Origin of the sequence: Leptospira congkakensis, assembly GCF_004770265.1 — a bacterium.
Taxonomy (GTDB): domain Bacteria; phylum Spirochaetota; class Leptospiria; order Leptospirales; family Leptospiraceae; genus Leptospira_A; species Leptospira_A congkakensis.
In genome coordinates, this window is sequence record NZ_RQGQ01000004.1 from 1 (window position 1) to 26,376 (window position 26,376).

Sequence of the window (26,376 nt, forward strand, 5' to 3'; positions counted from 1 at the left end):
AGACTTCCGTATAAATAAAAAAGTAAAATAAAGAAACCTGACGAGAACGAAATCTAGCATATTGCAACTAACGAACTTTTTCTGTATTTCTAATATTTCTTACTAGTTGGTAGCTTCTTGAGTATATTTTCATATAATTCTTTCATATAGCGGTTATCTGATTTTCGTCTTTATCGTAAAATACAGAGAATATCTGAATTGCGTATATTTCGCATTTGGCGTTGTTTATTGTATCTCGTTAAGCGGCATGTTTTGGATTGTAATCTGCTACTTCCCCTCAGTATGAGACATAATATTATTCCTGTCTATTCTCTCCAAATAGTTTGTTTTATCTGTTAGGGCATAGCTCCGCCCCCTGAGTCCCAGATGTAAAAACGAATCTGAGTCTTTTTTGTAATATAGTTTGCGCAAACGTTTTTTGAAGGAGTTATCGAAATTCTCATCTAACAGGTATTTTTTATACTCATTTTATTGAATTTTTTTTCAATTCATGCAATAAAAGTAAATTTGCATATTGTAATGAGTTTGTTTTTTTATTTTGTTTATTTCTAAAACTTGAATGGTAATAGCTGTTCGTCGCTAATCAATTCGTTGAAATCTTTGAAACTGGAAATTCCTGCCCAGATTTCTTTGAATGAAGCGAGTAGTCGTTTTCGATAATAGACTTTATCGTAGATTAATAGATTTTGTGGGTTTTTACTTTCTATTCTTTCTTCGGTTTTGTAGCGTTTTCCTTTCTGTTCTGATTTTTGGTTTACTACTAAATAACGAATTTTTTCTCCTGCTTGGACATTGATCCCCATTTCTAATAGGTCTTTAACTGCCACCGCACTAGGTGCGTCTACACTGTAATCTCCCGGATCGTGAGAAGTGGATCTTAGTATGAGGAGCTCTTTCCAGAAAACATCACCTTTTGAGAGTGGGGCATCATATTTTTTGAAGATTTCTAAAATTTCAGTTTCTCTTGATTGCATATCAGCTATCGTTTCAAACTGACACATCCACCGAATCATTTCCTGTTGTGCGGCTTTTATGTAATAAGGGTAGTCTTTTCTCCGTAAGGCGATTCCTCTTCCTTTGAAATGTCCATCGTTGAATCTTCCCATGTAACGATTGGCAACTGGCATTTTTTCATCTTGAGTAGATGGTGGAAAATATAACCAGGAGAAGATAGCTTCTATATCCATTGTTATTTTTGTTTTTACTTTTATTGTTTGGCAAATTTCTTGAAGGTGTTCTTCTCTGATTGGTGATTTATCTTTTTTTTGAATGAAGATACAATCTGTAATTGCATGCACTAGGTTGTATCCATAGCCTTCTGCAATTTCTTTTGCCAAAATTAATTTTTCTCTTCCAAAAGCTGTTACTGCTTCATGGCTTTCGAGTTTTCCGAATTTTGCATTCCGGTAACCCAAATATCCGAAAGAGGTAACCAACATCCATTTTAAACTGGATTGTTTTTGTTCTATATAATGTTTGTTGGTCTGGCTCGGTTCCTTACATTGTTTTTTATAATGGGCTCTGCGTTCTATGACATGTGCGAGTGCTTCAGAAACAACACCTCTTCTTTTGTTACAGATTCGATATCCTAAAGATGGAACCATTTCTACTTCATAATCGTCTTTACAACACAAACAATTGATTGTTTCGGGAGATATATTGTGTGTAACCATCACTTTGGGATACATTTGAGAAAAATCTAATTGAGCAACATTTTCTAATACAAATCCATTTTGAATGTCTGCTTGAAAAACCAGTCCTCCTTTATCTGCGTTTAAAAGATCCAACGCTGTTTTTGGAGCCTCTAATGCACTTTTTTGCCAAGGGACAAGATAGTTCATACGTAGTGCTACATCTACCTCAATATATGTGAGAGCTTTTCCTGTTGATGCTCTTGCCATCTTTTGAATTGGTAAACGAGAGATACGAGCAAGCTCAATAATTCCCATAAGGTCTGCTTCTTTGTAAACAAATCCGTTTTTTGAGTCTATATGCCATCGACCGAACAACGGATAGGATGGTGCTCTAAACACGATTGTCCCGTAAGTATTAAAACTAGTTCCTTGTGTTTGTATCGAACGTCTGATTGTGCTTGTTTTGTCTCTATCAAATTCAATTGGTATATGATTTTCTTGTGAAGCTTTAAAGAGATAAGGAAATAGAATTTGGTCACCGTAGGAGGTGAGAACTATATCAGGATCATATTTTTTGAATATTTGATTTAGTTTATGGATCAGATTTGTAGAATTGTTTGTTGGTATTTTATACTTGTCGGAATTGATTTCAACAATGAGTGTGTTGTGTTCTAAAGAGATCCTTTGGCTTTTTTCTAAGTAGAGAGAGACTACCCTAAAGTTTGGAACTTCGTAATCTAAATCATGGATATCTGATAAACACTGAATGTTTCTAATTTGATTTTGGTTGTGTTTTTTTTCGTAACTTATTTCTAAATAAGCTAGCGGGTAGATCTCTTTTTCTAACATATAACCCGTCGTGATCTCGATATCAGAATGATAGATATCGTATTTTCCATAGAGATTAAAAAGTTTCCTTGTGATTTTGGGTAGGAGTTGTGGTTTAGAAATTACTAATTTTAAGACTGAGACTTTTTTGTTTTCATAGAAGAGAAGTTTTTCTGTGAAAGTGGGGATTTCTGCTAACGCGTTTAACTCATAAAATCGTTTTACTAACTTTTGAAGAATGTTTTTGGATGCGTGAATGTAGATTGTTGGAAAAAACTCATCAGAAAATAATCGAAGTTCTCCTTCGTGAGACCTTATCCAAAGGTAGATTTTTTGTTCAGAGTGGTAGATATCAAACAAGTAACCTTTGAATGTTTCCATAATCTTTTTACTTTAATGCGTAGTCACTTGTCGGGGATTTTCTGTAGGTCTTTTTTGATTTCGTTCACCTCTTTTTTTAATTCTATGAGCATGGATAGGATCATGGAGTCAATTGGATACGGTAGAGAGGCCATAACACCGGCTTGCACTTGCAATTTGGAAGTTCTCATTAGCTCATCGAAAATTTCTTGGTCTTGTCTTCGGAGAGATCTTCGAAAATCCGATAAGTTTCCTTCTATCTGTAACATTTGGCGAGAGTAGGGGGCAATGGTTCTTCCCATGTTAAAATCCTGTGATTGAAGTTTTTCTTGTACGAATGCGAGAGAGGCCTTCTTCCATTTTGAGTTCCCATAGGTTTTGGGTGGTCCGTAGTAGTTTTGGAAAAAAAGTTTGAAAATTTTTATGTGTATAAGTCCAGGATTCGATGATAAGTAGTGGGACATTTTCGCCGGGAAATTTTTCTATAAATTCTAACATCCGGTTTAATAAAAACAAACCTTCGTCTTCTTTGACATCTCCATCTAGAAATTGTTTACATGGAGCTAACAGAAAGTAGATTGTGTTTTCTTCTTTTAAACTTAGAATTGTTTTTAGTGCATCTAATATTTGATAGGGGGTGAAGGCCCTTTGAACTTTGATTTGTTCTAAAAATGGCTCTGGTTGTAAATTTTGTCTTCTGGTTTCTTCGGCAATGGTGAAGGGATTAAATCGAATGGCACAGTCTAGATTGAAAACCTGAAACCCTGAACAAACCATGGCATACTGCCAATAATGAGCCAGCCTGTACATTCCTCTTTCTCCGGTGAGTAAACCGATATCTCTTTGGTTCCAGTTTTTGATGGGTTCGTAAACATCAGCAGAAATGGGAGATGCTTCAGTGAGAATCATAGATACTATTTATTTGTATAGTAAAAATATGTAAAGTGTAATTTCTCAGTAAGTTTCGTTTTTCACTTACTGGAAAAAGTAAGTCACTTACCTTTTTTACGGGAAAACTGAGGGTTGGTAGGCGGTTTGTTTCGATTTGGAAAAATGCTACGGACTATCCGAAAATGAAACTGGCGAGGGTGGGAAATTTCTAGAAAGGTAAGGGGGAACTCTCGCGGCCGGAGATTGCCTCCGGTCCCAGAGTTACAGTCGTAAAAATGGATTCATCTAGTGACTTTCTAAAAGTTACCGATGGATCAGAGCTTAGGATTTATAGAGGAGGAACTTCTTGGACGGTTTTGACTCCGGTCACAAAATAGCTGGTTTCGGCAAAACAACTAAAAGGAACTCCAATGTGTTCTTCGTATTCTAAAACCACTCGTTTGCCAATGGAATCGTTTAATTGTTCGGCTATGGCCTCGTCCCGAATGCTGAAGTAGAATTTTTCTGTCATTGTTCCAGGCATAGTGACAAGGGCCATTTCTCCTTCCCAAGTTTTACAAACCCAACCTTTTTTGGACAGTTTTTGGATATAACCGGCACGATCTCCTTCGGAATAACTCCACTGAAGAGTGAGCCAAGTGTAACCCGCAAAAAGAATCGCGAGGAGGATGAGAAGGAAGCTGAAACGAATTAAAAATTTACCCATAAGTTAATCCAGCATTCTGAAAAGAAAAGAGAAAGTTTCAAGACAATATTTTGGTCAGAAAGGATCAAATATGTAATTTACCGTGCTTTTCTTCGCGCCAGGACTACGGAGGGCTTGGTCTGCCTTTGGCAGACGGGAGCGAACGCGCACCCCGAAGTAGCCCGGTCCGTGATATATGAGAGCCATCTCCACTAACGGGGTGGAGGCGCCCAAAAGGAAATCATACACTGGCCTTAAGTCATAGTATGAACTTTTTAATATAAAAAATTTGAAGGATGTTGATTGAGGTGGAAAGTTTAGGCCGTTCGTGGTAAGTGTGAACCATTGGGTGGCGGGTCTAGTTCCCCACCCTCAAATCGGGCGGGGATACTATATTCCCACATTCTTTCTTGCCAAACTCCCGAACCCCCACCAAACTCTCCCCAATGCGCATTTTATTTTTCTCACTCTTGTTTCCGTTTTTATTTGTTAGCTGCTCTTCTGTTTCCTACCAAAAAATAGATAAGGCCAAGGCCACCAAACAATGGGGAGTTTTGGAAGTCAAAGAAACGGCTCGAAGTATGAGCCATTCCTTATCCACTTATTATAAGGCTGATTTGAAAACTGGGTATTTAGAATGGAAGGCAATCCAAAATTCTACCTCAGAACATATTGATACCAAACTCATCAGTAACGAAATTCTAAACCAACTTACAAAAGACAAGGTTCCGTTTGTGGATACGTCCATTAGGGGAGAGGCAAGTGCAGAGATGGCATTTGGAAAAACGGGAATGGTATCGTCTGAATCGCGTTTGGCGGTTGGAAAGTTCAAATCACCTTCTCATAAAATCAAAGGTGAGATCAATGAAGTGGTGAATTATGAATCCGGGTCTCGGATCCAATACATCACAGTGACACTTTTCCTTGTGAGTTTGGAAACCAACCAAATAGTTTGGTCAGAACAAACTAATTTTTTAAAAACAAGTCGTGTCGAAGGTTACGGCCTTTGATTGTCTGGGAAAAAACCAAATCGAACTTTGATTTTTCCCATAGAAGGACTTAAAGTGTAAGGTAAGGTCTCTGGATGCATTTGAAGTTTCGGCGAAACGAGGGCAGACTTGGATTTTCCCATCCAAACATATTCTGGAAAAAAACGGACATATCGATATTCATCAGAAATATCTAAATCTTTTCTCATATTCCTTCTTGCGTCGTCATAAGAGGTCTCGATCCACTCGGCACCGAGTTTGAAACCAGTAATCATCGCTAAGATACCGAGAGCACCTACTTGATTTGAATTCACTTTGACACCTACATAAACGAGTCCAGCCCCAAAGGCGACGATGGTGCCACTTGCAAGGATGGCGGCTGTGACTTTGACTGTTCCTTTGGTTCCTTCTTTTAGGGCACTGGCAGAAACCAATTGAAAGTATTTAGAGTCTTGGATGAGTTCTGCGATTTCGTTATCGCGAGTTAGGTGGCGTTCATACCAACCTAGAGTATCTTTTTCCAAAACAAGTGGGGTTTTATTTCCACCATCCACAACCATCAGTGGGGTTTGTTTTCCTGTTTGGCGAAATTTTAAATTTCTAAGCCCTCGAATGAAGTTGAGGTTTACTGATGGATCCATCTCAGGTTCAGCACCAGGGCCCCCAAATACTAAAATGAATTCTTCGTTTTCGGAATACCTATCATTTGCCATCGCACGTAAAATACTCGATTGGGGTTTCAATTGGCTTGCTTTTCTAAAATCCACTTTGGCTTCTTCGATGGAACCAGTGGATAGCCAAAGCGAGGCAAGTAATAGTCGTAAGGTGGGATCATCAAATTGGCCTTCCGCACTCCATTCCCCACTGAGTAAGTTTCCGGCATACCTAGCTTGGATTTTTCCTTTATCAAATTCACCGGCTCTTACATAATACAAACCAAGGAGGATGTGGAGGTAGATGATTTCTGCTTCTGAGGCGTAGTATCCTTCTTCTGTTTCCATATAGAAAAAAGATTTTAGGGATCTTGAGGCACTAAAACGAAGGCGTTCCTTACTTTCTTCGGCTAAAGTTTGCAAATGTTTGTAGTCTTTTTCGCCTTTTAAAAAACTCAAATGAGCTCGTTCGAGAATCGCAATAAAACCTTTTCGTTCTTCTGTGGGTAAGTAATCAATTGCCTTTTCTAGATTGGCTTTTTTGTAAGCGCGGAGGGAGTCTTCATATTCTTGTCGTTTGGCGATACTTGTACATTGGATACAAAGTAATAATAAAACAAAAGAATATAAGGATAGGCGCATTCGGCCTATCCTTTAACAAAATTTAGTTTTGTCTATTCGAAATAACCTTTGAGCCCAGCTTCAAATTCTGTTTCTAAAGATTTGGAAGTCCATTCCCATTGGAATCCATTTCCTTTGACAGAAAGAGAAGATTTGGAATTGGATTTACCTAGAGTTGTGAAACCAAGTCCTGCTTTGGTATATTTTTCTTTGACTTTTTCTTCGTCTTGGGGCAGGAAACTCACAACAAAAGAAGCACCTGTTTCACCAAAACAAAGTTCGTCTAGGCGTGAAAAACTTTTTTGTAATCCTTCTAAGTTGACTTCGAGTCCCTTGTCTCCAGAAATTACAATTTTAGCAAGTGCTACAAGAAGGCCACCGAGTGACAGGTCTTTTGCGGAAGTGAGAAGTCCTTCTTTACGGCAAGAGATGAGAGTGTCAATGGTCGCTTTTTCCTTAACAAGAGAAATGGTTGGAATTTTTCCTGTGTCTAGGCCATGGAAACGGTAAAGGTATTCGGAGGCGGAGATGGTAGGTTGGAATTCTCCCACAAGGGCATACACTACTTCTTCCTCAGTGCGAGGGTAGGTATGAATTCCTTTTGCTACATCATCAATCACTCCCACCATACCAATGGTAGGTGTTGGGAACACGGGACCCTCTGGCGATTCATTGTAGAAAGATACGTTTCCACCAGTTACAGGAAGTCCAAGGAAACGACAAGCATCCCCAAGTCCTCTCACACATTCACTAAAGATATAATAGTTTTCTGGGATGTAAGGATTTCCGAAGTTTAGGTTGTTTGTGACCCCGTAAGGTTCCGCTCCCGTAGAGGCAACGTTTCTTGCCGATTCACAAACGGCAATTTGTGCCCCTTCGTATGGGTTAAGATACGTGTAACGTGAGTTACAGTCCGTTGCGACAGCAATTCCTTTTTTAGTTCCGGGAATCCGCACAAGTCCACCATCTTCCCCAGGTTCTACTACTTTTACAAGTCCCACTTCCGTATCATACTGCTCATAGAGAGGTCGTCTGGAACTGATATTTAAGGAGGAAAGAAGGGTGTTTAGAGTTTGGGAAACTGTATCTTTCGATAAATCATTGATTTTTGTTGGATCAAACTTTGTCACCTCATCGAGGTAAGCTGGTCTTTTCTCTTCTCTTACATATCTTGGAGCTCCCCCGCCAAGTACGAGTGAGTCTGCTGGGATTTCAGCTTTGAGTTTTCCATCTTTTCGGATGCGAAGGATCCCATCACCAGTGACTGTTCCAATCTCTACTGCATTCAATCCCCATTTATGAAAGATAGAAACCAGTTCTTCTTCCTTTCCTGTTTCTGGAATCACAAGCATTCGTTCTTGGGATTCTGAAAGCATAATTTCGTAAGCGTTCATATCTGATTCACGGAGAGGGACTTTGTCTAAGTCCACATCCATTCCGGTTTTTCCTTTCGCACTCATTTCAGAGGTAGCACAAGAAATTCCAGCCGCTCCCATATCTTGGATTCCCACAAGGAGATTCTTTTGGATGGCTTCGAGGGATGCTTCCATTAGAAGTTTTTCCATAAAGGGATCACCCACTTGGACTGCGGATCTTTTTTCTTCGGATTCTTTCGTGAGGTCTTTGGAAGCAAAACTTGCCCCATGGATTCCATCTCGTCCTGTTGTGGCACCCACAATGTAAACTTTGAATCCTACTTTTCCTTTGGTAGAAGCAGAAGCCATTTGGTCATGACGAGCAATTCCCACTGTCATTGCATTCACAAGAGGATTTTTGGTGAATGTAGGATGGATGAATAATTCCCCACCACCCACAGCAATCCCAAGAGAGTTGCCATAGTCTCCAATTCCTTTCACAGCACGAGTGAGTAAGTATTTATTACGTGGTTCTTTTGGGTCACCAAACCGAAGTGAGTTGAGAGAAGTGATGGGACGAGCACCCATAGTGAAAATATCTCGCATGATCCCACCAACTCCCGTCGCTGCACCTTGGTATGGTTCTACGGCCGTTGGGTGGTTGTGACTTTCGATTTTGAAAACAACGGCTAGACCATCACCAATGTCCATAGCCCCGGCATTTTCTTCCCCAGCTTGTGCTAGAAGTTTGTCCGACTTTGTAGGCAGTGTTTTTAATTTTAAAATTGAATTTTTATAAGAGCAGTGTTCCGACCACATGGCGGAGAAGATTCCCAGTTCCGTAGAGTTTGGCATTCTTCCTAAGATCTTTTGGATCTCTACAAATTCAGTTTCTGTAAGTCCGTGTTCTTTTGCATCTTCCAGACTAACTTTCTCTTTTTCCATACTGATTCCTTAAACGAGTTCCCTATAATTGCGATTGAAGTAGAGGAGTGGAGAACCTTCTCTGGTGACCACAGCTTCCACAAGACCGATGAGGATCCAATGGTCCCCGGCATCGATGGTTTGGTTCACTGTACAGTCGAGTGAGGCCAAGGTATCCGGTAAAACCGGGGCACCTGTGGAAAGAGTTCCTGGTTTCAGTCCTTCCAAAACAACCGCTTTGTCCAGGGAACCAGAAGCAAAATCAGCGGAAATTTGTTTTTGTTCGGAAGAAAGAATATTCACCACGAAGTTTCCGGCTTTTTCGATGGGTTCTTTGGCGCTAGAGTCTTTGGCCAAACAGAATAAAACTAACGGCGGTTCTAAGGAAACAGAAGAAAAACTAGAAACAGTAATTCCGCCTTTTTTCTCTTTTGATTCATACGTAATCACACAAACTCCACTCGCCCAAAGCGAAAGGGAAGTTTTAAATTGGTCGATGGGTGTTGGCATAAAACCTCGGTATTGACAAATATCAATTTCTGGAAGGATTCTAAAAACCAAATTCCATTTGACCCTTTGATTATTTGCGGATGATTTAGGGGTAAGGCAATAGTATGAAAGCACTCACAAAACATAGAGAACTAATTTTTAATGACCTAAGAGAAAGAAAAGACCACCCCACTGCAAAGATGGTTTTTGAATCCGTAAGAGGGAAAGCTGACAAAATTAGTTTTGCCACTGTCTACAATTCTTTGGAATACTTGGTGGAACACAAGATGGTAAACAAACTCAATATCGAATCGGATTCGGTTCGTTATGATGCGTTTTTAGATGACCACTCCCATTTGCTTTGTTCCGATTGCGGAAAGGTTTTGGATGTAGCCCCTTTGAAACTCAGCGATGAAACTGATTTACAGGGCCTAGGTTTCCAAGTGAAACACGTAGACGTCGTGGTTTCTGGCACCTGCGCGGACTGTAATTCACTCTAAATTTTTCTGGATAGGGAGGTTCCCTATCCCATGATTGTCCTATGGGCATCATTCATTCACTTTCGGCGGATCTTATCAACCAAATTGCCGCCGGAGAGGTGATTGAATCTACCCATTCGATTCTCAAAGAACTCATCGAAAATTCCATCGATGCCGGTGCCACGAAGATAGAAATCGCTACCGATTCCGCTGGGTTCGGTAGGATCCTTATCTCCGACAATGGACATGGAATCCAAAAAGAGGATTTACCTCTTGCCATCAAACGTTATGCCACTTCCAAAATCCAAGACTTCCATGACTTAGAACATCTATTTACTTTTGGGTTTCGGGGCGAAGCTCTTGCCTCCATTGCTTCTGTTTCTCGGATGGTTTTGGAATCAGGGACAGAGGGAAATCGCACCGCCTACCGCGTGACAGTCGAAGAAGGGAAAATCGTGGCAGAGGAAGAAATTCCTTTTTTCTTGGGAGCCAAAATTGAAATCAAAGATTTATTTTATAATACACCCGTTAGGCGTAAATTCTTAAAAACAGAAACGGGAGAAGAGAAAAAAAATAGGTCCCGAGTTCAAACCATGGCAGTCTCTGAACCAAAAATTGGTTTTCGGTATTTGCAAAACGGAAAGGAAGTTTTGAATGTAGTTCCCGAAGACGGTTTGGAAAGAGTGTTATCGGTTTATGGCGAGAATTTACGCGACCATCTTTTGCCGGTGAATTCCAGTCGGAATGGAATGACCCTACGTGGTTGGATCTCTCATCCTGATTTTTATAAATCCTCTCGAGCAGGACAGTTTTTCTTTGTGAACAACCGTTCTGTGGAATTAAAGTTTTCGGCACAAATTCTCAAACGTTGTTATGGAGAACTCCTTCCCAGTGGTGCCTTTCCTTATGCTTATCTTTTTTTTGATCTTCCACGTGAGTTTGTGGATGTGAATGTCCATCCGCAAAAAAAAGAGGTTCGGTTTTTATCAGAAGAAACCATTACAGGAATTCTTTTCCAAGGGATCACTGAAGTTTTAAGAACTTCCACCCCTGTGGAATTTTTAGAAATGCGACGTAGACTTTCGATGCCCATTCCCTATGAAAATCGTGGGGGAGAATCTTATGCCGGAGGGGCTGGGTTTGGTGGCCCAGGATTTGGATTTGGACAAGGGATGTTCGGAAACCTCCAAACCGATGGAGATACACTCATCGGGCCAAGTTCCATTGAAGGAAGACAAGGATTTTCCCTGGAAGGAATTGGTGCAGGAACCAACTTGCATTTGTTAGGAGAAAATCTCACCAAACACAATCTTTTTGTTCCTAAAAAACATTATGGGGTTCTCTTTGAGACCTTCATCCTTGCGGAAGCCGAGGATGGACTTTATATCATCGACCAACATACGGCCCATGAAAGGATTCGTTACGAAGAGGTTTTACGAGACCTAAAGTCCAAAGCGTATAAGTCTCAAAGTCTACTCACACCCATTCGCTTGGAACTGACAAAAGAAGAAGCCGAAGAGATGTTAGAAGAACGGTTTCGGTTTTTGGAACTCGGAATCACTCTGGAACCTTTTTCGGGAGGAACCATTCTCATCCGAGAAGTGCCGTCCTACATTGACCCAGGGAAAGAAACAGAGACCATTTTGGATTTATGGGAGAGGTTCAAACAAAAAGATCCGGAAGACAAAGAACTCTATGATGAAATGGCCAAATGTGTGGCTTGTCGTTCTGCCATCAAAAAGGGAGACCAAGTCTCTGACCCCATCATCGGGGAACTTTTACAAAGATTATCCTATTGCGAAAATCCATCCCTTTGTCCCCACGGTCGGCCCACTCTCATCAAACTCACAAGAAAAGATCTAGAAACCATGTTTCACCGGATCTAAAGCACGAACAAACAACCGAAAAACATTGATAGAATTCTAGGATTCGAAATTCTAGGCCTGATGCCACGCCCCCTAGAAGGCAAAAATATGACCCTGCGGGAGAAGGAAAAAATCCTCCTCCAAAAGATCAAAGCAGGGGATCCTACTGCCTACATGACCTTAGTGTCCCCTTTCCGGGAACGATTGTTCCGCAAAGCTGTTTCCATGGTAAAAGATGGAGACGATGCGGAGGATATTGTCCAAGACGCCCTTATTTCTGGTTATAAATCCATTCAAAACTTCCGCGCGGAGGCAGGGGTTTATACTTGGCTCTACCGAATCGTGGTGAATAAGTCCAAGGATTTGCTCGCTAAGAAGAAAAGGGGTCGGGAAAAACCCATGGATGACTCGGGAGATAACCAATTTGTGGATTCTCGTGTCGGATATGAAAAAAAATTGGAACTTTCTGAAGAGTCTCGTTATCTAATGGATAAGATCGCACTCTTGGAAGATTCCTACAAACAGGTTTTGGAACTTCGTTACTTCGAAAATCTTTCGTATAACGAAATTGCTGAAATCATGGAATGCAATGTAGGTACTGTTAAGAGTCGTCTCTTCAAGGCGAAGGAGTTTTTAAAGCACCTCATCCAGAAAGATGACAAGGGAGAAGGGTTCTTTGAAAAATAAGTTTATGAATTTAAAAGATTGGTTTCGTTCACAATATCCAGCTCTCTTCCCAGAAGAGACAGACAACGTGGTTTTGGAAAATAAGATTTGTTCTCTTTTTCAGCGTGTGAAGGAAAAGGAAGACACCATCCTTCCTAGAATGTCAAAAGACTTCGACACCCGCCTCTTCAACCTTCTTGAATCCGTCACCATCGACAAACCCAATCAAAAGATCTCCTTCACTTTCCGAGACCTAATCGAAAACAGAACCGTTCAGTATTCCTTTTCTGCTGTGATGGCCTTAAGTCTAGTGTTCATTCTTGTGAGCCGCAGTTCTCAAGAACCAACTCTTGCTGGAAATCAAGATACGGCTGGTGTTGTGATTGAACAAAACAACTACCAATACGAACCAACAAGCCTTGATCTAAATGAATCTTACCAAAAACGCGTGTTACTTGATCGTTTGCGATCGGCTCCTGGAGCTGTTTACGGACTTCGAGAACTCGAATTGTATTATGAAAAAACAGGAAGGGAGTCTTCTGCTGATGAATTAAGACTTCTTATTGAATCTGTAGAAAGATAAAATCTTCTAAACAAATCCTTTGGCAAATTGGACGGCATCCCGAGAACGGATGTCGTCAGCCGAATGCAAAATGGCCAGTGCAAACTGTTCGATCCTAGCTTCCAGACGAAACGACCCACCACTTCTTTCTTTACTATCAGCCAGTCTCTTCAGTTCCGAAAACCAAATTTGGATGGTGGATTCGTCTTTTTTGATAGGGGGATTAAAAATTCCTTCTCGCCAAGCAAGGACGGGAACAAGTTCTTTCATCTCTTCTTCCTTTGTCGTGATCTCACTTGCCTTTTGGATGAGGGTGAGAAGGGGCGGCCACCGAACGATAGTATGAGGAAAAAGTTGCGGGTCATTTAAAAAGGCATTTCGATAGGTTTCGATTCCTTCTCTTTCATTTCCTGTCATCACTTGTGTTTCCGCTAAAAAGTAGAGTAGGACGGGAGATTGTTTGTTTCCCCCGTAAAGTAAAACTTCCAAAGCCATTCCATAATCTTTGATTTTGATAAGACAAGCCGCAAGATCACGTAACAAATCTTTATCGAGGGCATTGGCTCCTTCCCATTGGTAAGCGAGTTTTAGGTGGTCTCGTGCTTCTTTTAGAATGCAGTCTTGAGTGGCAAAAAAACTATCGGTGTTATGATACCCACGTTTTCGAATTTCGGATTCAAAATCAGCAAAGAGAGAAAGGAGGAGTTTGCCTCTATCTTTTCCTTCCCTTGTTTTTAGAATTAGATCAAGTCTATGATCCCAAAAACTGGCGATATAAAATCCGCTGATGGAGGCAAGATCAAGTGGATCTCTGTCCAGAAGTACGGAATAAAGTGATTTTGCAGTTTCAAACTCACCATTAGAAAGATAGGTGAGTGCTTCTTCCGACTTCTGAATCATATTAGAGATTAGTGTTGGCTTTTTTTATCGTGGTGTTTGCTTGTTTGGGATAGGATTTTATCTTCTAATCCATCGATACAAACATATACATCTTTGTCTTGGTTGTGAGCATTGAAATTGTTACCATCAGCGAGTAACTTCATGTTAGAATGGATTTCTCCATGAATGGCTTCAAATGATACTTCACAGGATACGATTTTTTGAACGTATTTTGATACTCGTTCTAATTTTTCGTCCGCGTATTTTTCAGCCGCTTCGGAGCGGTCTAAATGTTTCCAGGTATAATTGATTTTCATAGTTTGTCCCAATTTGGTATGGTTCTATTCTATTTTGGAAAAAAAGCAAACGTCAAATAAAAAAGAATTGAAGGTGAGTGTTTCTCGTCTTTAAGCTTGGAGGATGGCAGATGAAGAAAAAAAAGTTGGTGCAAAGAAAAAATCTGCCCCAAAAAAGAAAACCACAGTTGCCACTGCCAATGAGAAGTCAGTAAAAACTGCTGCGAAGAAAGTTGCCAAAAAAACAGCAAAACAAAAGGAAATTTCTTCGCAAGAACCACCGCTAAAATCCATTTACAACGATTCCAAGTTTACCAAACACCCTGAATTTCCCGCCGAGGATCTCATTCGAGTCCTTGTGCGAACACCGAAAGAAGCATTTGTTTTTTGGAAGTTTTCGGAAACAACCTTGAAGAATCTTCTCATCAATTTGGATTCTCCTTCTACCGATGGATTACGATTTCGATTGAAGGTAGAATATAAAAATATCTTTGGAAGCGAAAGAACAGAAATTTATGATCTCGCTCCTTTTACCGAATCTTATTATTTAAAGTTTATGTTTCCCGTAAGGGAGATCCAAACTTCTATCCTTGTTTCATCCGAAAAAAAAGAAGTTTCGACTCTCCACTCTTCAGGTAAGGATCTTCCTGGTGGAACCGAATCCTTTCGTTTGGATAAGGAATGGATCCACCCCCAATGGATTAGTCAAGGACTTGTGGCAAAGTCTGTCGGAAGTGATGAATACTATGTGAAAAACGGAGACGCGTCTGAGTTCTATGTGAACCCTCGCACCAAAGAACAAATAGAAAGGAATCCAGGCCAAAACCAGCCACATTCAGGTTTTGCCAATGGCTCGGGATCAGGCAAAGGACTTTCGGAATGAATCATTTTTTAAAAGGGCATTTGGTTTTTGTATTACATGCCCACCTACCATTCGTTAGACATCCAGGGTATGACACTCCTTTTATTGAAGAAAACTGGTTAAACGAAGCCATTCTTGAAACCTATATCCCTCTCATCCGAGTGTTTCGGAATCTAAAAAAAGAATCCGTTCCCTTTCGGATCACCATGTCTTTCACTCCCACACTCTCCCTTATGTTGACGGATCCCTATTTACAAAATGGATTTCGCAAATACATAAAAAACCTGATCACTCTTGCAGGAGAAGAAACCAAACGAAATGCAAAAGACCCTCATCTCCATTACCTTGCCTCAAGATACTTAGAACATTTTTTAGATACGGAATCTATCTTTGAAGAAACGAAGGGAGATTTAACCAAAAGTTTTTTGCCTTTTGTGGAGTCAGGGGAATTGGAAATCATGACAAGTCCTGCGACCCATGCCTTCCTTCCTTTTTATGATTCCGAACCTTCTATCTTTCGTTCCCAATTGAAAAATGGAAGAAGGACTTTCCGACGCATTTGGGGAAGGGACCCGAAAGGAATTTGGTTATCGGAATGTGGATACACACAAAAATTGGAAGAGGAACTCGACCGGGAAGGATTTCGGTATTTCTTTGTGGACACTCATGGAATCACACATGCGAGTCCAAGACCAAAGTTTGGAGTCTATGCTCCTGTGGAAGTGGGGTATGGAGTGTTTGCTTTTGGTCGAGATCCAGAAAGTAGCAAACAAGTTTGGAGTTCCATTGATGGGTATCCAGGAGACTTCCGGTACAGGGAATACTATAGAGACATTGGACATGATCTCCCTTGGGAAGAAATTTCTCCTTATTTAGATTCCAATGGAGTTAGGATCAATACCGGTATCAAATACTTTCGAATCACGGGCAAAACTTCCGACAAAGGGTATTACCATCCGGACTGGGCGATGGAAGCGGCCGGTAACCATGCGGAAGATTTTTTAAGAAACCGGATCCACCAAGCGGAAGTGTTATTTGAGGCTAACAAACAACAGGCGGTCATTGTTTCTCCTTATGATGCGGAGTTGTACGGTCACTGGTGGTATGAAGGTCCACAGTTTATTGAATTCCTATTTAAAAAAATTCATTTCAACCAAAACACAATCAAACTTTCCCATCCCTTAGAAGCAGCGAGAGCCCTCCCTCGGATACAATCGGTGGAAATGAAAATGTCTAGTTGGGGAGAAAATGGATATGGAGAGGTTTGGTTAAATCCAACGAACGATTGGATTTATCCTCTCATCCATGGTCTTAGCATCCGGATGCATAAGAAGGCCCATGAGTTTAAATCAGGAACAGATTTACAAAAACGAATTTTGAAACAAATGGGAAGGGAACTCCTTCTTTTGCAGAGTAGTGACTGGGCCTTTATTATGAAAACGGGAACTATGGTGGACTATGCGGTTCGTCGTACCAATGTGCACACCAATCTCTTTTTAGCTTTGGAGGAAATGCTTTCGGGCAAACTGGATGAGGCCGTCCTTTTGGCAGCCGAATCAGAGAACAATGCGTTCCCTGATATCCGGATAGAAGATTTCTATTAGAATTTGTCTAAAAATTTCTTGCCGGGAGAGGGGCCGGTTAGAGGCTTATCTTAAGTCGGAGGGTTTTATGTCGAATTCGTATCGTTTTCCCTTGGTTCTTACACTTCTATTCTTTGCTGCCAATTTCCTAGTTTGTCGATTGATGCACAAAGAAACTACAGAGGGAGTTTTTCGTATGGATGACTCTGTCATTCGGTATACGGAAGCATTGGAAGCTTCTGATATTGGAAAAACCTCTACTAAAACTTCTTTTGGAAATAACGGTCTTCTCTAAGAGACCGTTATACAAATTGTCCTCTCGGCCAAATCCATCTGGCCACAAGTTTCCGTTTACTTCGGTTTGAAGTCCACGTTGTCCCAATAGTCATTTCCATAATCAAAGAAAATTTCCGTTCCTTCTGGGATTGTTTTTAATACTTTAAACCTAGCTGTTTTCCATCTGACAGAAGTAACAAGTTCTGCATTAGGTTTTGACGAGTGGTTAATGTAACGAGTGTAATTCGACTCACGTCCTTCCCCATAGATCCACCAGTCTTTACAGATCCAAAGTAAGTATTTTGAGTCTACGTATTTGTTCGATTCCGCTTGTTCATCGGTAATGATTTTACCCATGTAATAACCAACGGTATCTCCCTTGTATAATGTTTGTTTGGTGAATAGTCCCATTCCGATATTGGGAACAGAGGAAGGTTTTACGATAAAGTCACCTTCAGTATATACTACAGGTTTCCTTTTTTTGGCCTTCTTTATAGATTTCTTTTTCTTCATTTTCTTCCTATATGACATAAGAGGAAAACAATTCTACCTTGTAAAGCTATTGGTATTTAAGATTGGATAGTGTGCACTCCGAACTTTAAAGGTGAGAGGGGAGCTATGAACCGGGAACCAGAAAAGCTGCGCGATGAGAAAACCAATGTTGTGAATCTGGCGATCTACCGAGCCAAAAAAGCACTCGAAAAAGATGGGTTTGAAGTGGTAGAAAATCCAGACGGAAAGATTACCCTTGTCATTCGTCTTGCGAAATAACCCCCGCCTAGGATTTTGGATACATGACAGCTACACTGGAAGGCACCCGCATCGGAAACGGACAAAAACACTGTGTCATCGTTTCAAAGTTCAACGAATTCATCACTGAGTCTCTACTCAAAGGGGCAAAAGATGCATACAGACAACATGGGATTAGTGATAGTGATGTCACTGTGATCTATGTTCCCGGTGCCTTTGAACTCCCTCAAACCGTAAAACGTGTCCTTGGGTCCAAAAAATACCAATTCTCTGCCATCGTTTGCCTTGGGGCAGTGATCCGCGGGGCCACTTCGCATTATGATTTGGTTTCTGGGGAAGCCGCCAAAGTAGGATCCGTTGCAGATGGATCTGTTCCTGTGATTTTTGGTGTCATTACGACTGAATCAATCGAACAAGCCATTGAAAGAGCCGGCACCAAAGCGGGTAACAAAGGATACGAAGCAGCCACCACAGCCATTGAAATGGCAAATCTTTTCAAAGAGATCGGATGAGTTCTAGACACCGCGGGCGAAGTCTCGCCCTAATGTGCCTTTACCAAATTGACCTCGTCGGAACCGATCCCGACCGCGCGATGAAATTCGATTGGTATGACAAAAAAATCACTCGTGAAGAAAAGGATTATGCTGTCTTTCTTGTGAAAGGAGTGGTCGAAAATCGAAAAAGCATCGATACTCTAATCAAGAAGTATTCGGAGAATTGGGAACTTTCGCGTATTTCCGTGGTCAACCGCTGTATTTTACGTTTATCGATTTTGAGTTTGCAAAAGGAACCTTTCCTTGCGGCCCCCGTTGTCATCAATGAGGCAGTAGAACTCACAAAAGAATTTGAAACGGACGAATCGGCACAGTTCATCAACGGACTACTTGATGCCTTCTACAAGAAGGAGATCGTCGCGAAAAAACCTGAGTAAGATAAAAAATGGATCCCATCCAAAAAAACCGGTTTCGCATTGAGGAGCAGTCCTCTCAGCCAAGTTATTACCAGGAAGATCCATACTTACGGAACCTGGGTCGAGAAAAAGAAACAACTTACGAATCAGAAACAACGGCACGCCGTCCCGTCCTCTCTTTTCTATTTTGGACATTTCTTGTTCTTCTCGTCCTTGGATTTTTAACCGCCGGATACTGGTGGTATTTACAAAAAAAACAAAACCCAGAAGAGATCGCAAAAGCCTTAAAGAACCTTCCCTCAGATAAAAAGGCACTAAACCTTCTTGTTGATAAACCGTATCTTCCTGATGATTCCGTAAACCCGAAACTCGCAGCCTGTTTAAATGCCTATCACAACCGTTATGTGAACCGAGTGAGGACTGTTTGTGAAGAATTTTTAAATTCCCCTGGCAGTGACGAAGATAAGTCCATCGCACTTACCGTGCTTGGTGTGATGTATGATGAGGCTGGTCGTTATATCAATTCCATCGAACGATTGGAAAAAGCCATCCAATACGATTCCAAAAACTATTTTGCTTATTACAATTTATCACTCGCTTTCAAACATGCAGGAAAATTTGAAGAGGCGAGGCGAGCCGCTGAAAGAGCCAAAGAAATTGCTCCGAATGATTACCGAGTTTCTTTATTACAAGGAAATTTATTCCAAGAGATTGGGGATCCGGCCAGTGCCATCGAAGCATATAAAGAAGGACAGTCTCTTGCCCCCACAGATGTCACTCTGACTTACAACTTAGCCATTAGTTATTTGAAACAAGGAAATATCGCAGAAGCCATTTCTGAATTCCAGAAGGTAATACAAACGGCTCCAAATTCCCAAACAGCTGTTCTTTCTTATGGCCACCTGGGAACTATCTTTTACCAAAGAGAAGATTATGACCGGGCAGAGTTTTATTTCCGCGAAGTGATTCGTTTGAAAACAAACGATGCCAAGTCCTACTATAACCTAGGTTTGGTGTATTTAAAAAAGAAAGTCCCAGAAGAGGCGGCCAAATACTTCCAAAAAGCTCTCGATTCCAATGCCAACGAACCAGAAGTATATCGTTATATTGCGGACGCATTCCTATCGATGGGCCAAACCAATATGGCCATCACGGCCTTAAAAAAAGCTTTGTTACTGAAACCCAGTGATGTGGATTCCCTTTTTGCTTTGTCGGAACTCTATTATAAAAAAGGGGAACTTGTCGAAGCAGAAAGTTTGTTTCGCCGGATCATTCGTCTCACTCCAGGGGATACGTATTCAGAAACTGCTTATGTAAATCTTGGAATCATTTTGGATGAGATGGAGCGGTATTCGGAAAGTATCACTGCTTTTGAAGGGGCCCTTTCCTTAAATCCGAAAAACCAATCAGCCTATTACAATTTAGGACTTGCCTATTTGCATGCGGGAAAACCTACCATGGCCATTGAGTCCCTTCGTAAATCGCAAGCCCTGGATCCAAACCATGCACAGTCAAGGCTCGCCATTGCCGATTATTATTTGGAAAACCGTTTTTATTCGGAAGCCATAGCCGAATACGAAGAGGCCATTGCTTGGAAACCAGAACTGTATGAAGCAAGACTCAAACTTGCCGATGTTTACATCCAAACCAAAAATTATCCGGCCGCCGAAAAGGTGTTAGTTTATGTTTTGGAGAACTCTAAGGATCCAAAAGAAATCAAACTCGCTCATCGAAAACTAGCACTTAGTTACGCAAGTAGTGGGAACTCTGGACTTTCGAAAAAAGCCAAAGAAGAAGCATTTCGTGCCACTCATATCGATCCAGAAGATATGGAATCTAGGCTTGTCCTTTCTAAAATTCTGATTGATTCCGGTTCCCTTGTGGATAGGGAAAAAGCCATTGAGGAACTAACCGTGATCACTCGTTCGGATGTCACACCTACCATTTCCTCGAAGGCTCATAATTATTTGGGAGTTTGTTATTTTAAAAATGGGGAATTTAAACGGGCACTTTCCAGCTTTCAAACAGCAATAGATCTCAACCCAAGCCTAACGGAAGCCTATGAAAACAAAAGGGCAGCGAGAGCTCAGTATGAAAAATCTCTCGAATCCAAAAAGAGAACGTATTTTTGAGTTTATTTGAATTTTTCCCTCATAAAGAATATCCGAACTTTTATGAAGAATGTCGACTTACCGGCGTTCTTCGGTATCTTCCCGCAAAACATAGAGAGTATGGGGATAGTTACTTTATGGAAGAATACAAATCCCAATACAAAAAATCCTACTACGAAGACGAACCAAACCTTCGAGTTATGGCCAAACGTCGGTTATCGATTTTAAAAAAAATGGCAGAAGGCCAGAGAGAGGTAGGAAATTCCACTTTTACTTCCAAGTCAAATTCCTCTTCTAAAAAATCACTTTTGGAAATTGGATCGGCGGCAGGATTTTTTTTGGATGAAGCAAGGATTGCCGGTTACCAAACGAAAGGCCTCGAACTTTCTCCCAAAGAAGTAGAGTATGCTAAATCCACACTTGGACTTGATGTAGAAAAAACTTCAGTTTTGTCTGTGGGAGAAGGTGAGTGGAAGGATGAGTTTGATCTGGTCTCTGCCTTTTTTGTGATCGAACATATTGATGATATCGAAGGGATTTGGAAACGGCTTGCGACTTGGATCCGACCAGGTGGGTACCTTTATTTGGCAGTTCCTTCTAGTTTTGGCCCGAGTTTCCAAACAAATCCAAAGGAATGGTTCTCCACCCATCCCTCTGACCACTTTTTCGACTACTCCGTTCACTCCCTGAAAAAACTCTTGTCAATCCTTGGCTTTGGACTGAACTATGTTAGACCTATGTCGTATCACTCCTACCGGGACTTGGGGCCTCGTGGCAAACTCCCTGAATGGCTGTATCGACTGTATGCAAACCAATTTGCCTACGGTGATACCATCGAACTAATCGCCAGAAAATTAAAACACTGAAATCCATTATGAAATTTAACGAATTACCCTTTCATGAGTCTCTAACGAAAGCCCTTGATAAAATCGGCTACACAGAACTCACACCCATCCAAGCCAAGTCCATTCCTTTCGCCATGGAAGGAAACGATCTCACTGGTCTTGCTCAAACCGGAACTGGAAAGACTATGGCTTTCCTCCTTCCGACTCTCCACAGACTTTTGTCAGCTGACGAGGAAGAGGCATTACCTTATGCTCTTGTCCTTGCCCCTACACGAGAACTTACCATACAAATTGCAGAAGAAGCCAAAAAACTTTTAGAGTTCACGGACTTTGGCGTGGCTACCATCATCGGTGGAACCGACTATAAATCCCAAGAACAGGCGCTTGGCAACAAGGCTTGTCTCATTGTGGCAACACCTGGACGCCTTATCGACTTTGTCAAAAACCACGGTCTCTCTTTGGAAAACATCAAAGTGGTGATCTTAGATGAAGCGGACAGAATGTTCGATATGGGATTTGTCCAAGATCTCAAATACATCTTCCACAAATGTAAAAACAGAAAACAATCTCTTCTTTTTAGTGCTACTCTCAGTTACGAAGTGGTGCGTCTTGCGAGTAAGTATTTGAATGATCCGATTGAAGTTCATATCAATCCGGAAAAAGTCATTACGGAAAGGATCGACCAGTCTTTACTCCATTTAGGTCGGGAAGAAAAACTTCCATACCTCGTAAATTCGTTGTTACACAATGAGATTGAAGGCCTTGGAATCATTTTTACGAACTACAAAATGAATATTCCAAAAATTGTATCCACACTTCGTAAGTTTGGAATCACAGCCACTGGACTTTCTTCCGAACTCGACCAAAAAAAACGAATTCGTCTTCTCAGAGATTTTAAAGAAGGAAAGTATAAGTATCTTATCGCTACCGATGTTGCCTCTCGTGGGATCGATATCGAAAATATCGATGTGGTTTATAATTATGATCTACCCCAAGATGCAGAAAACTATGTACATAGAATTGGACGAACCGCACGAGCAGGAAGAAAAGGCCAATCCATTGGTCTTTGTTCGGAAACTGATTATACAGAACTCGAACGAATTGAAAAATATTTAAATTCTAAAATCCCGATTGCAGAAATTCGCGAAGAGTATTTGGAATTTCCTAAGGGTGAGTTCACTCCTGTATTTGCTGATGAAGCTATCCCTGGTGAAAAGAAATACCAAGACAGAGAGAGGGGAGACCGAGGAGGTCGTGGTGGAAAACCGAAACAGGGAGACCACCACCGAGGTGGAGATCATCGATCGGGAAATCGTAACGATCGTTCCGGAGACCGTCGTGGAAAAGGGAAAGGGGAAAAACACCATCCGCCAGCGAAGATGTCTCACCCGCACCATCATGATGGGGAAGGTGACCACAAACACCCGGCGAAAATGACCCACCATGAAATGAAACATGGTGGGCATTCCAAAGACGGAAAAGGCAAAGGACAACATAAGAAAAACCAATCTGGGAAACATTATCAAAAGAATGATCCAAGACGGAATCTCTTCGATATCAACGAAGTGAAAAAATCTAAAAAACAGAAACAATCGATTTGGCAGCGAATTCTTTCTATCTTCAAAAAAGATTAGTTCTCTTTTGTTTTTGTTTTTTTCCGAGTCTCGTAGTTGCTGAGGTCGCCAAACTTCCGCTCTACGGGAAAGGAAACTACGTGGCATTTTCGGATTTAAAATCGATAATGCCTGAACTTTCTACCAAACTCAAAAAATTCACAAGGGTCGGATCGGTTTACACCCCCCAAGGGAATCTGCAATTTCGACTTGGATCCAGTTTTTATACACTGGATGGAAAAATTTACAAAATCCCAAAAGCTATTTTAAAAAAGGATGAGGATGTATACCTTCCTTTGGATCTTGTGGAAGCTATTTTACTCAACCTCATCTCGTATGATGTTCGTTACCAGTTTAAAGAAACAGAACTTTGGGTTCTAATCCCCAAGGAACCAGTGCCGAAACGAAATCTAAACGTAAAGGCCATTGTGATTGATGCCGGCCACGGAGGAAAAGATCCAGGAACTTCTGATCCTAGCGGGCATTTTGAAAAGGATGTGAGTCTTGGTGTGGCTCGTTATACTTATTTGTACTTACGAAAATACTATCCGGAAATTCGTGTGCAGATGATTCGTAAAACCGATAGTTTTGTAGAACTAGAAGACCGGTCGAAACTCGCAAACCAAATGTTGAATGATACAAGGGATGTGGTTTTCCTCAGTTTCCATTGTAATGCTTCTCTGTCGGATAAGGCAGCTGGTTTTGAAGTGTATTATCTTTCTCAAAGTCCAAGTACAGAAGCCGCTCGTGAAACAGCCCTTTTAGAGAATCGGTATGTGGGAAAACACAAGAACCCGGTTGTCTCCCAGATCCAATCCCAAATGTTGTCTAGTGTCACCCAAAGGCGATCGAAGAAATTGGCTACGGCTGTGGCGGAACAGTATGAAAAAGGTTTAAGCCCTGACATTCCTTCCCGCGGAGTGAAAAAGGCAGATTTTTCCGTCTTGCGAGGAAGCCTTATGCCTGCGGTACTTGTGGAAATGGGGTATCTGACAAACCCTGAGGAAAGTAAGAAACTGCGGGATAAAACCTACCAAAAGAAAATTGCACGCAGTGTCATCAAAGGAATTCATGAATACGCATCTTCAAAAGATTAAAGAACAACTTCGTAAGCTCAGCGAAATCGTCAAAATACTCATCATTCGATTTTACAAAATTGGAACGGGAGAAACCAAACTCACACGTGATTTTATATTTTTGTTTGCTTCTTGGTTTTCCCTTCTCATTTTTTTCAGTTTCTTTATTTTGGCCGAACAAAATCCGTTTCGGTTGTTAATTCCATTTCAACTATACTCTTATCCATCTTTGGACCACAGAGAACCGATTGTAATCTATATTTCCAACGGAGAAGGGGAACAAATTCCTATCCATAGAAAGGTTTTGAAACAGGAAGAAACGGATGCCTTCATTTACCAACTGGTAGGGGAAGTTGGTTCACCACCTTACTTTGATTCTGTGGAAGCATTGGCGAAAGACGGGAAACTTTTTTCTCCCAAAAAACTTTTAGACATTCGATTTGCCTTAAAACAAACCTGGTTTGTTGAAAAAGGATCTAAACTTGTGATCGATTGGAATGTTCAAATTTTGCAAGATGTGATGGAAAAATATAGACTCCCTCGCACTAAGTCCGACGAGGATGCGGATGCAGAAGAAGAAAATCCAAATGCCCCGGTTGACACCATTACGTATTACACAGGTGGAATGGATACAGGTCCAAAAGAATCGGAAGAGGTTGTGAACAAAAGAAAGATTCTTGCCATGGAGTCCACAATACGTGCGTTAAATGCAAGTCTTTTTGAAAACTTTAAAGACCTAAAATCAATCGAACATAAATTTTCTGGAGAAGTGAATCCTGTTTATCACTGGGATTCTTTATCTCCTCTTGCTACCCGCCCTTAATCTTTAGGTACTTAATTTCTCCACTTTCTCTCTCCTCTGGTGCTTGCATCAGGGGAACCCCTATAAATTCTCCCATTTTCCAAAATTTGCTTATGGAAAATGGGGATTTGCCGATCATCGTATTGGAGAAATTAGAACTTTTTTTTAAAAAAAATAAAACGCTAAAGTTCGCAAAAAGTCTCCAAAAACCTCAAAAACTCTCTAAAAACTCCAAAATTACCTCCAAATCTTCGGATTAATTTCTTCTATCCGATCACCGACGTACAAAGGGAACAAATATAGATTTTAGGCACCATAGGGGCCTGAAAGCCAGACACAAAAACCAAAGAGAGAAGGGATTCTCTCTTTTGCCGGATCAAGTTTCAAGGAGGAAACCAATGATCATAAACCACAATTTAGCCGCGATCAACTCACATCGCGTTCTCAAGTTTCAAAACGAGGAAGTCTCCAAAAATATGGAGAAACTATCCTCTGGTATGCGAATCAACCGTGCAGGTGATGATGCATCCGGACTCGCCGTTTCTGAAAAGATGAGAACACAGGTGAATGGTCTTAGACAAGCAGAGAGAAATACCGAAGACGGTATGAGCCTAATCCAAACAACGGAAGGTTTTTTGCAAGAATCGAATGATATCATTCAAAGAATTCGAACTCTTGCAATTCAGTCGTCTAACGGTATTTACACTGACGAAGACAGACAAATGATCCAAGTCGAAGTTTCACAACTTATCGACGAAGTGGACAGAATTGCTTCCCAAGCTGAATTCAATAAAATGAATTTGCTTCAAGGTGATTTTGCTCGTGGATCTAGAGCAACTTCCATGTGGTTCCATATTGGACCAAACCAACACCAAAGAGAAAGAGTGTTCATTGCAACAATGACTGCACGTGCACTTAATCTTAAAGGTCAAAGTGGAGATCTCTTGTCTTTGTCGACAGCTGACAAGTCAAACGATGCGATCGGAACTTTGGATGCTGCGTTAACTCGCATTAGCAAACAAAGAGCAAACTTAGGTGCTTACTTTAACCGTCTTGAGCATGCTGCAAAAGGGCTCATGAACGCTTATGAGAATACCCAAGCTTCCGAGTCTAGGATCCGTGATGCGGATATGGCAGAAGAAACTGTGGCTTTCACAAAGAACCAGATTTTAGTTCAATCTGGAACTGCTATGTTAGCTCAGGCGAATGTTCGTCCACAAGGAGTTCTTTCTCTCCTTCGTTAATAGCCTAACGAAGTGAGTGGTTTGTGTAACTGAAGAGTTGTAATTAGATAATCAGCCGGCTTTCCCCTGCCAGGTGGCAAAATGAAAGCTCATCCTTGACACCGGACAGGGATTGTCCGGCTAAGAAC

27 protein-coding genes are annotated in these 26,376 nt (G+C 41.1%); 17 read left to right on the top strand and 10 right to left on the bottom strand.

Going from position 1 to position 26,376, the window contains the following annotated elements:
* Positions 1-548: 548 nt before the first annotated feature.
* The 4 genes from EHQ70_RS00965 to EHQ70_RS00980 form a co-directional block, all read right to left on the bottom strand.
* The gene (locus tag EHQ70_RS00965; protein ID WP_135583119.1) at positions 549-2,843 is read right to left on the bottom strand and encodes a DNA polymerase domain-containing protein; all 2,295 of its coding nucleotides are present in this window, start codon (positions 2,841-2,843) and stop codon (positions 549-551) included.
* Positions 2,844-2,866: 23 nt separating this feature from the next.
* A complete protein-coding gene (locus EHQ70_RS00970; RefSeq protein WP_135583120.1) occupies positions 2,867-3,124 on the bottom strand; it encodes a DUF8156 family protein in 258 nt (85 codons plus the stop codon).
* Between the two features lies 1 nt (position 3,125).
* The gene (locus EHQ70_RS00975; RefSeq protein WP_135583121.1) at positions 3,126-3,731 is read right to left on the bottom strand and encodes a hypothetical protein; all 606 of its coding nucleotides are present in this window, start codon (positions 3,729-3,731) and stop codon (positions 3,126-3,128) included.
* Between the two features lie 310 nt (positions 3,732-4,041).
* The gene (locus EHQ70_RS00980; protein WP_135583122.1) at positions 4,042-4,419 is read right to left on the bottom strand and encodes a hypothetical protein; all 378 of its coding nucleotides are present in this window, start codon (positions 4,417-4,419) and stop codon (positions 4,042-4,044) included.
* Positions 4,420-4,844: 425 nt separating this feature from the next.
* On the opposite strand from EHQ70_RS00980, the gene EHQ70_RS00985 reads away from it, so the two are divergent.
* On the top strand, positions 4,845-5,408 hold the full coding sequence (locus EHQ70_RS00985; protein WP_135583123.1) for a penicillin-binding protein activator LpoB: 564 nt from the start codon (positions 4,845-4,847) through the stop codon (positions 5,406-5,408).
* Here EHQ70_RS00985 and EHQ70_RS00990 read toward each other — a convergent pair.
* From EHQ70_RS00990 to EHQ70_RS01000, 3 genes are read right to left on the bottom strand one after another with little or no spacing between them, the layout of a single operon-like run.
* The gene (locus tag EHQ70_RS00990) at positions 5,396-6,682 is read right to left on the bottom strand and encodes a hypothetical protein (protein WP_135583124.1); all 1,287 of its coding nucleotides are present in this window, start codon (positions 6,680-6,682) and stop codon (positions 5,396-5,398) included. The genes EHQ70_RS00985 and EHQ70_RS00990 overlap by 13 nt on opposite strands.
* 32 nt (positions 6,683-6,714) lie before the next feature.
* The gene (gene purL / locus EHQ70_RS00995; protein WP_135583125.1) at positions 6,715-8,961 is read right to left on the bottom strand and encodes a phosphoribosylformylglycinamidine synthase subunit PurL; all 2,247 of its coding nucleotides are present in this window, start codon (positions 8,959-8,961) and stop codon (positions 6,715-6,717) included.
* 9 nt (positions 8,962-8,970) lie between these two features.
* Positions 8,971-9,450 carry a flavin reductase family protein gene (locus tag EHQ70_RS01000; protein ID WP_135584283.1) on the bottom strand — a complete coding sequence of 160 codons (480 nt, stop codon included), beginning with the start codon at positions 9,448-9,450 and terminating at the stop codon, positions 8,971-8,973.
* 104 nt (positions 9,451-9,554) lie between these two features.
* Between EHQ70_RS01000 and EHQ70_RS01005 the strand changes: the two genes are divergently transcribed.
* From EHQ70_RS01005 to EHQ70_RS01020, 4 genes are read left to right on the top strand one after another with little or no spacing between them, the layout of a single operon-like run.
* Positions 9,555-9,929 (top strand): Fur family transcriptional regulator, encoded by a 375-nt coding sequence (locus EHQ70_RS01005; RefSeq protein ID WP_135583126.1) that lies wholly within the window; start codon positions 9,555-9,557, stop codon positions 9,927-9,929.
* Positions 9,930-9,970: 41 nt separating this feature from the next.
* Positions 9,971-11,794: a DNA mismatch repair endonuclease MutL gene (gene mutL, locus EHQ70_RS01010; RefSeq protein WP_135583127.1), complete on the top strand. Its 1,824-nt coding sequence runs from the start codon at positions 9,971-9,973 to the stop codon at positions 11,792-11,794.
* Between the two features lie 60 nt (positions 11,795-11,854).
* A complete protein-coding gene (locus EHQ70_RS01015) occupies positions 11,855-12,460 on the top strand; it encodes an RNA polymerase sigma factor (RefSeq protein ID WP_039926724.1) in 606 nt (201 codons plus the stop codon).
* A gap of 4 nt (positions 12,461-12,464) precedes the next feature.
* Positions 12,465-13,022 carry an LIMLP_12425 family protein gene (locus tag EHQ70_RS01020; RefSeq protein WP_135584285.1) on the top strand — a complete coding sequence of 186 codons (558 nt, stop codon included), beginning with the start codon at positions 12,465-12,467 and terminating at the stop codon, positions 13,020-13,022.
* Positions 13,023-13,028: 6 nt separating this feature from the next.
* Here the strand turns inward: EHQ70_RS01020 and EHQ70_RS01025 are convergent, their stop codons facing one another.
* Together EHQ70_RS01025 and hpf are read right to left on the bottom strand one after the other, a co-directional pair.
* A complete protein-coding gene (locus tag EHQ70_RS01025; RefSeq protein ID WP_135583128.1) occupies positions 13,029-13,901 on the bottom strand; it encodes a hypothetical protein in 873 nt (290 codons plus the stop codon).
* Positions 13,902-13,909: 8 nt separating this feature from the next.
* Entirely contained in the window at positions 13,910-14,197 is a 288-nt protein-coding gene (gene hpf / locus EHQ70_RS01030) for a ribosome hibernation-promoting factor, HPF/YfiA family (RefSeq protein WP_135583129.1), read from the bottom strand.
* 103 nt (positions 14,198-14,300) lie between these two features.
* On the opposite strand from hpf, the gene EHQ70_RS01035 reads away from it, so the two are divergent.
* From EHQ70_RS01035 to EHQ70_RS01045, 3 genes are all read left to right on the top strand, one after another.
* A complete protein-coding gene (locus tag EHQ70_RS01035; RefSeq protein ID WP_135583130.1) occupies positions 14,301-15,059 on the top strand; it encodes a hypothetical protein in 759 nt (252 codons plus the stop codon).
* The gene (locus EHQ70_RS01040; protein WP_135583131.1) at positions 15,056-16,642 is read left to right on the top strand and encodes a glycoside hydrolase family 57 protein; all 1,587 of its coding nucleotides are present in this window, start codon (positions 15,056-15,058) and stop codon (positions 16,640-16,642) included. Before EHQ70_RS01035 ends, EHQ70_RS01040 begins: the two co-directional genes overlap by 4 nt.
* Positions 16,643-16,709: 67 nt before the next feature.
* Positions 16,710-16,916, top strand: a complete 207-nt coding sequence (locus EHQ70_RS01045) for a hypothetical protein (protein WP_135583132.1) — start codon at positions 16,710-16,712, stop codon at positions 16,914-16,916.
* 56 nt (positions 16,917-16,972) lie between these two features.
* On the opposite strand, the gene EHQ70_RS01050 is transcribed toward EHQ70_RS01045, so the two are convergent.
* Positions 16,973-17,410 carry an SET domain-containing protein gene (locus EHQ70_RS01050; RefSeq protein ID WP_135583133.1) on the bottom strand — a complete coding sequence of 146 codons (438 nt, stop codon included), beginning with the start codon at positions 17,408-17,410 and terminating at the stop codon, positions 16,973-16,975.
* A 105-nt stretch (positions 17,411-17,515) separates the two neighbouring features.
* Between EHQ70_RS01050 and EHQ70_RS18560 the strand changes: the two genes are divergently transcribed.
* The 9 genes from EHQ70_RS18560 (at position 17,516) to EHQ70_RS01090 (ending at position 26,248) form a co-directional block, all read left to right on the top strand.
* Positions 17,516-17,668: a hypothetical protein gene (locus EHQ70_RS18560; RefSeq protein ID WP_167481681.1), complete on the top strand. Its 153-nt coding sequence runs from the start codon at positions 17,516-17,518 to the stop codon at positions 17,666-17,668.
* Between the two features lie 23 nt (positions 17,669-17,691).
* Positions 17,692-18,159, top strand: a complete 468-nt coding sequence (gene ribH, locus EHQ70_RS01055) for a 6,7-dimethyl-8-ribityllumazine synthase (protein WP_135575361.1) — start codon at positions 17,692-17,694, stop codon at positions 18,157-18,159.
* Positions 18,156-18,578 carry a transcription antitermination factor NusB gene (gene nusB, locus EHQ70_RS01060; RefSeq protein WP_135583134.1) on the top strand — a complete coding sequence of 141 codons (423 nt, stop codon included), beginning with the start codon at positions 18,156-18,158 and terminating at the stop codon, positions 18,576-18,578. The genes ribH and nusB overlap by 4 nt, the downstream gene beginning before the upstream one ends.
* An 8-nt stretch (positions 18,579-18,586) precedes the next feature.
* Positions 18,587-20,689 carry a tetratricopeptide repeat protein gene (locus tag EHQ70_RS01065; RefSeq protein ID WP_135583135.1) on the top strand — a complete coding sequence of 701 codons (2,103 nt, stop codon included), beginning with the start codon at positions 18,587-18,589 and terminating at the stop codon, positions 20,687-20,689.
* On the top strand, positions 20,686-21,534 hold the full coding sequence (locus EHQ70_RS01070) for a class I SAM-dependent methyltransferase (RefSeq protein WP_135583136.1): 849 nt from the start codon (positions 20,686-20,688) through the stop codon (positions 21,532-21,534). The genes EHQ70_RS01065 and EHQ70_RS01070 overlap by 4 nt, the downstream gene beginning before the upstream one ends.
* Positions 21,535-21,542: 8 nt before the next feature.
* Positions 21,543-23,147 (top strand): DEAD/DEAH box helicase, encoded by a 1,605-nt coding sequence (locus EHQ70_RS01075; protein ID WP_135583137.1) that lies wholly within the window; start codon positions 21,543-21,545, stop codon positions 23,145-23,147.
* 80 nt (positions 23,148-23,227) lie between these two features.
* A complete protein-coding gene (locus EHQ70_RS01080; RefSeq protein WP_135583138.1) occupies positions 23,228-24,223 on the top strand; it encodes an N-acetylmuramoyl-L-alanine amidase family protein in 996 nt (331 codons plus the stop codon).
* Positions 24,198-25,025, top strand: coding sequence for an LIC_10740 family protein (locus tag EHQ70_RS01085; RefSeq protein WP_135583139.1), 828 nt, complete (start codon positions 24,198-24,200; stop codon positions 25,023-25,025). Before EHQ70_RS01080 ends, EHQ70_RS01085 begins: the two co-directional genes overlap by 26 nt.
* Before the next feature lie 377 nt (positions 25,026-25,402).
* Positions 25,403-26,248: a flagellin N-terminal helical domain-containing protein gene (locus EHQ70_RS01090; protein WP_135583140.1), complete on the top strand. Its 846-nt coding sequence runs from the start codon at positions 25,403-25,405 to the stop codon at positions 26,246-26,248.
* Positions 26,249-26,376: the final 128 nt, after the last annotated feature.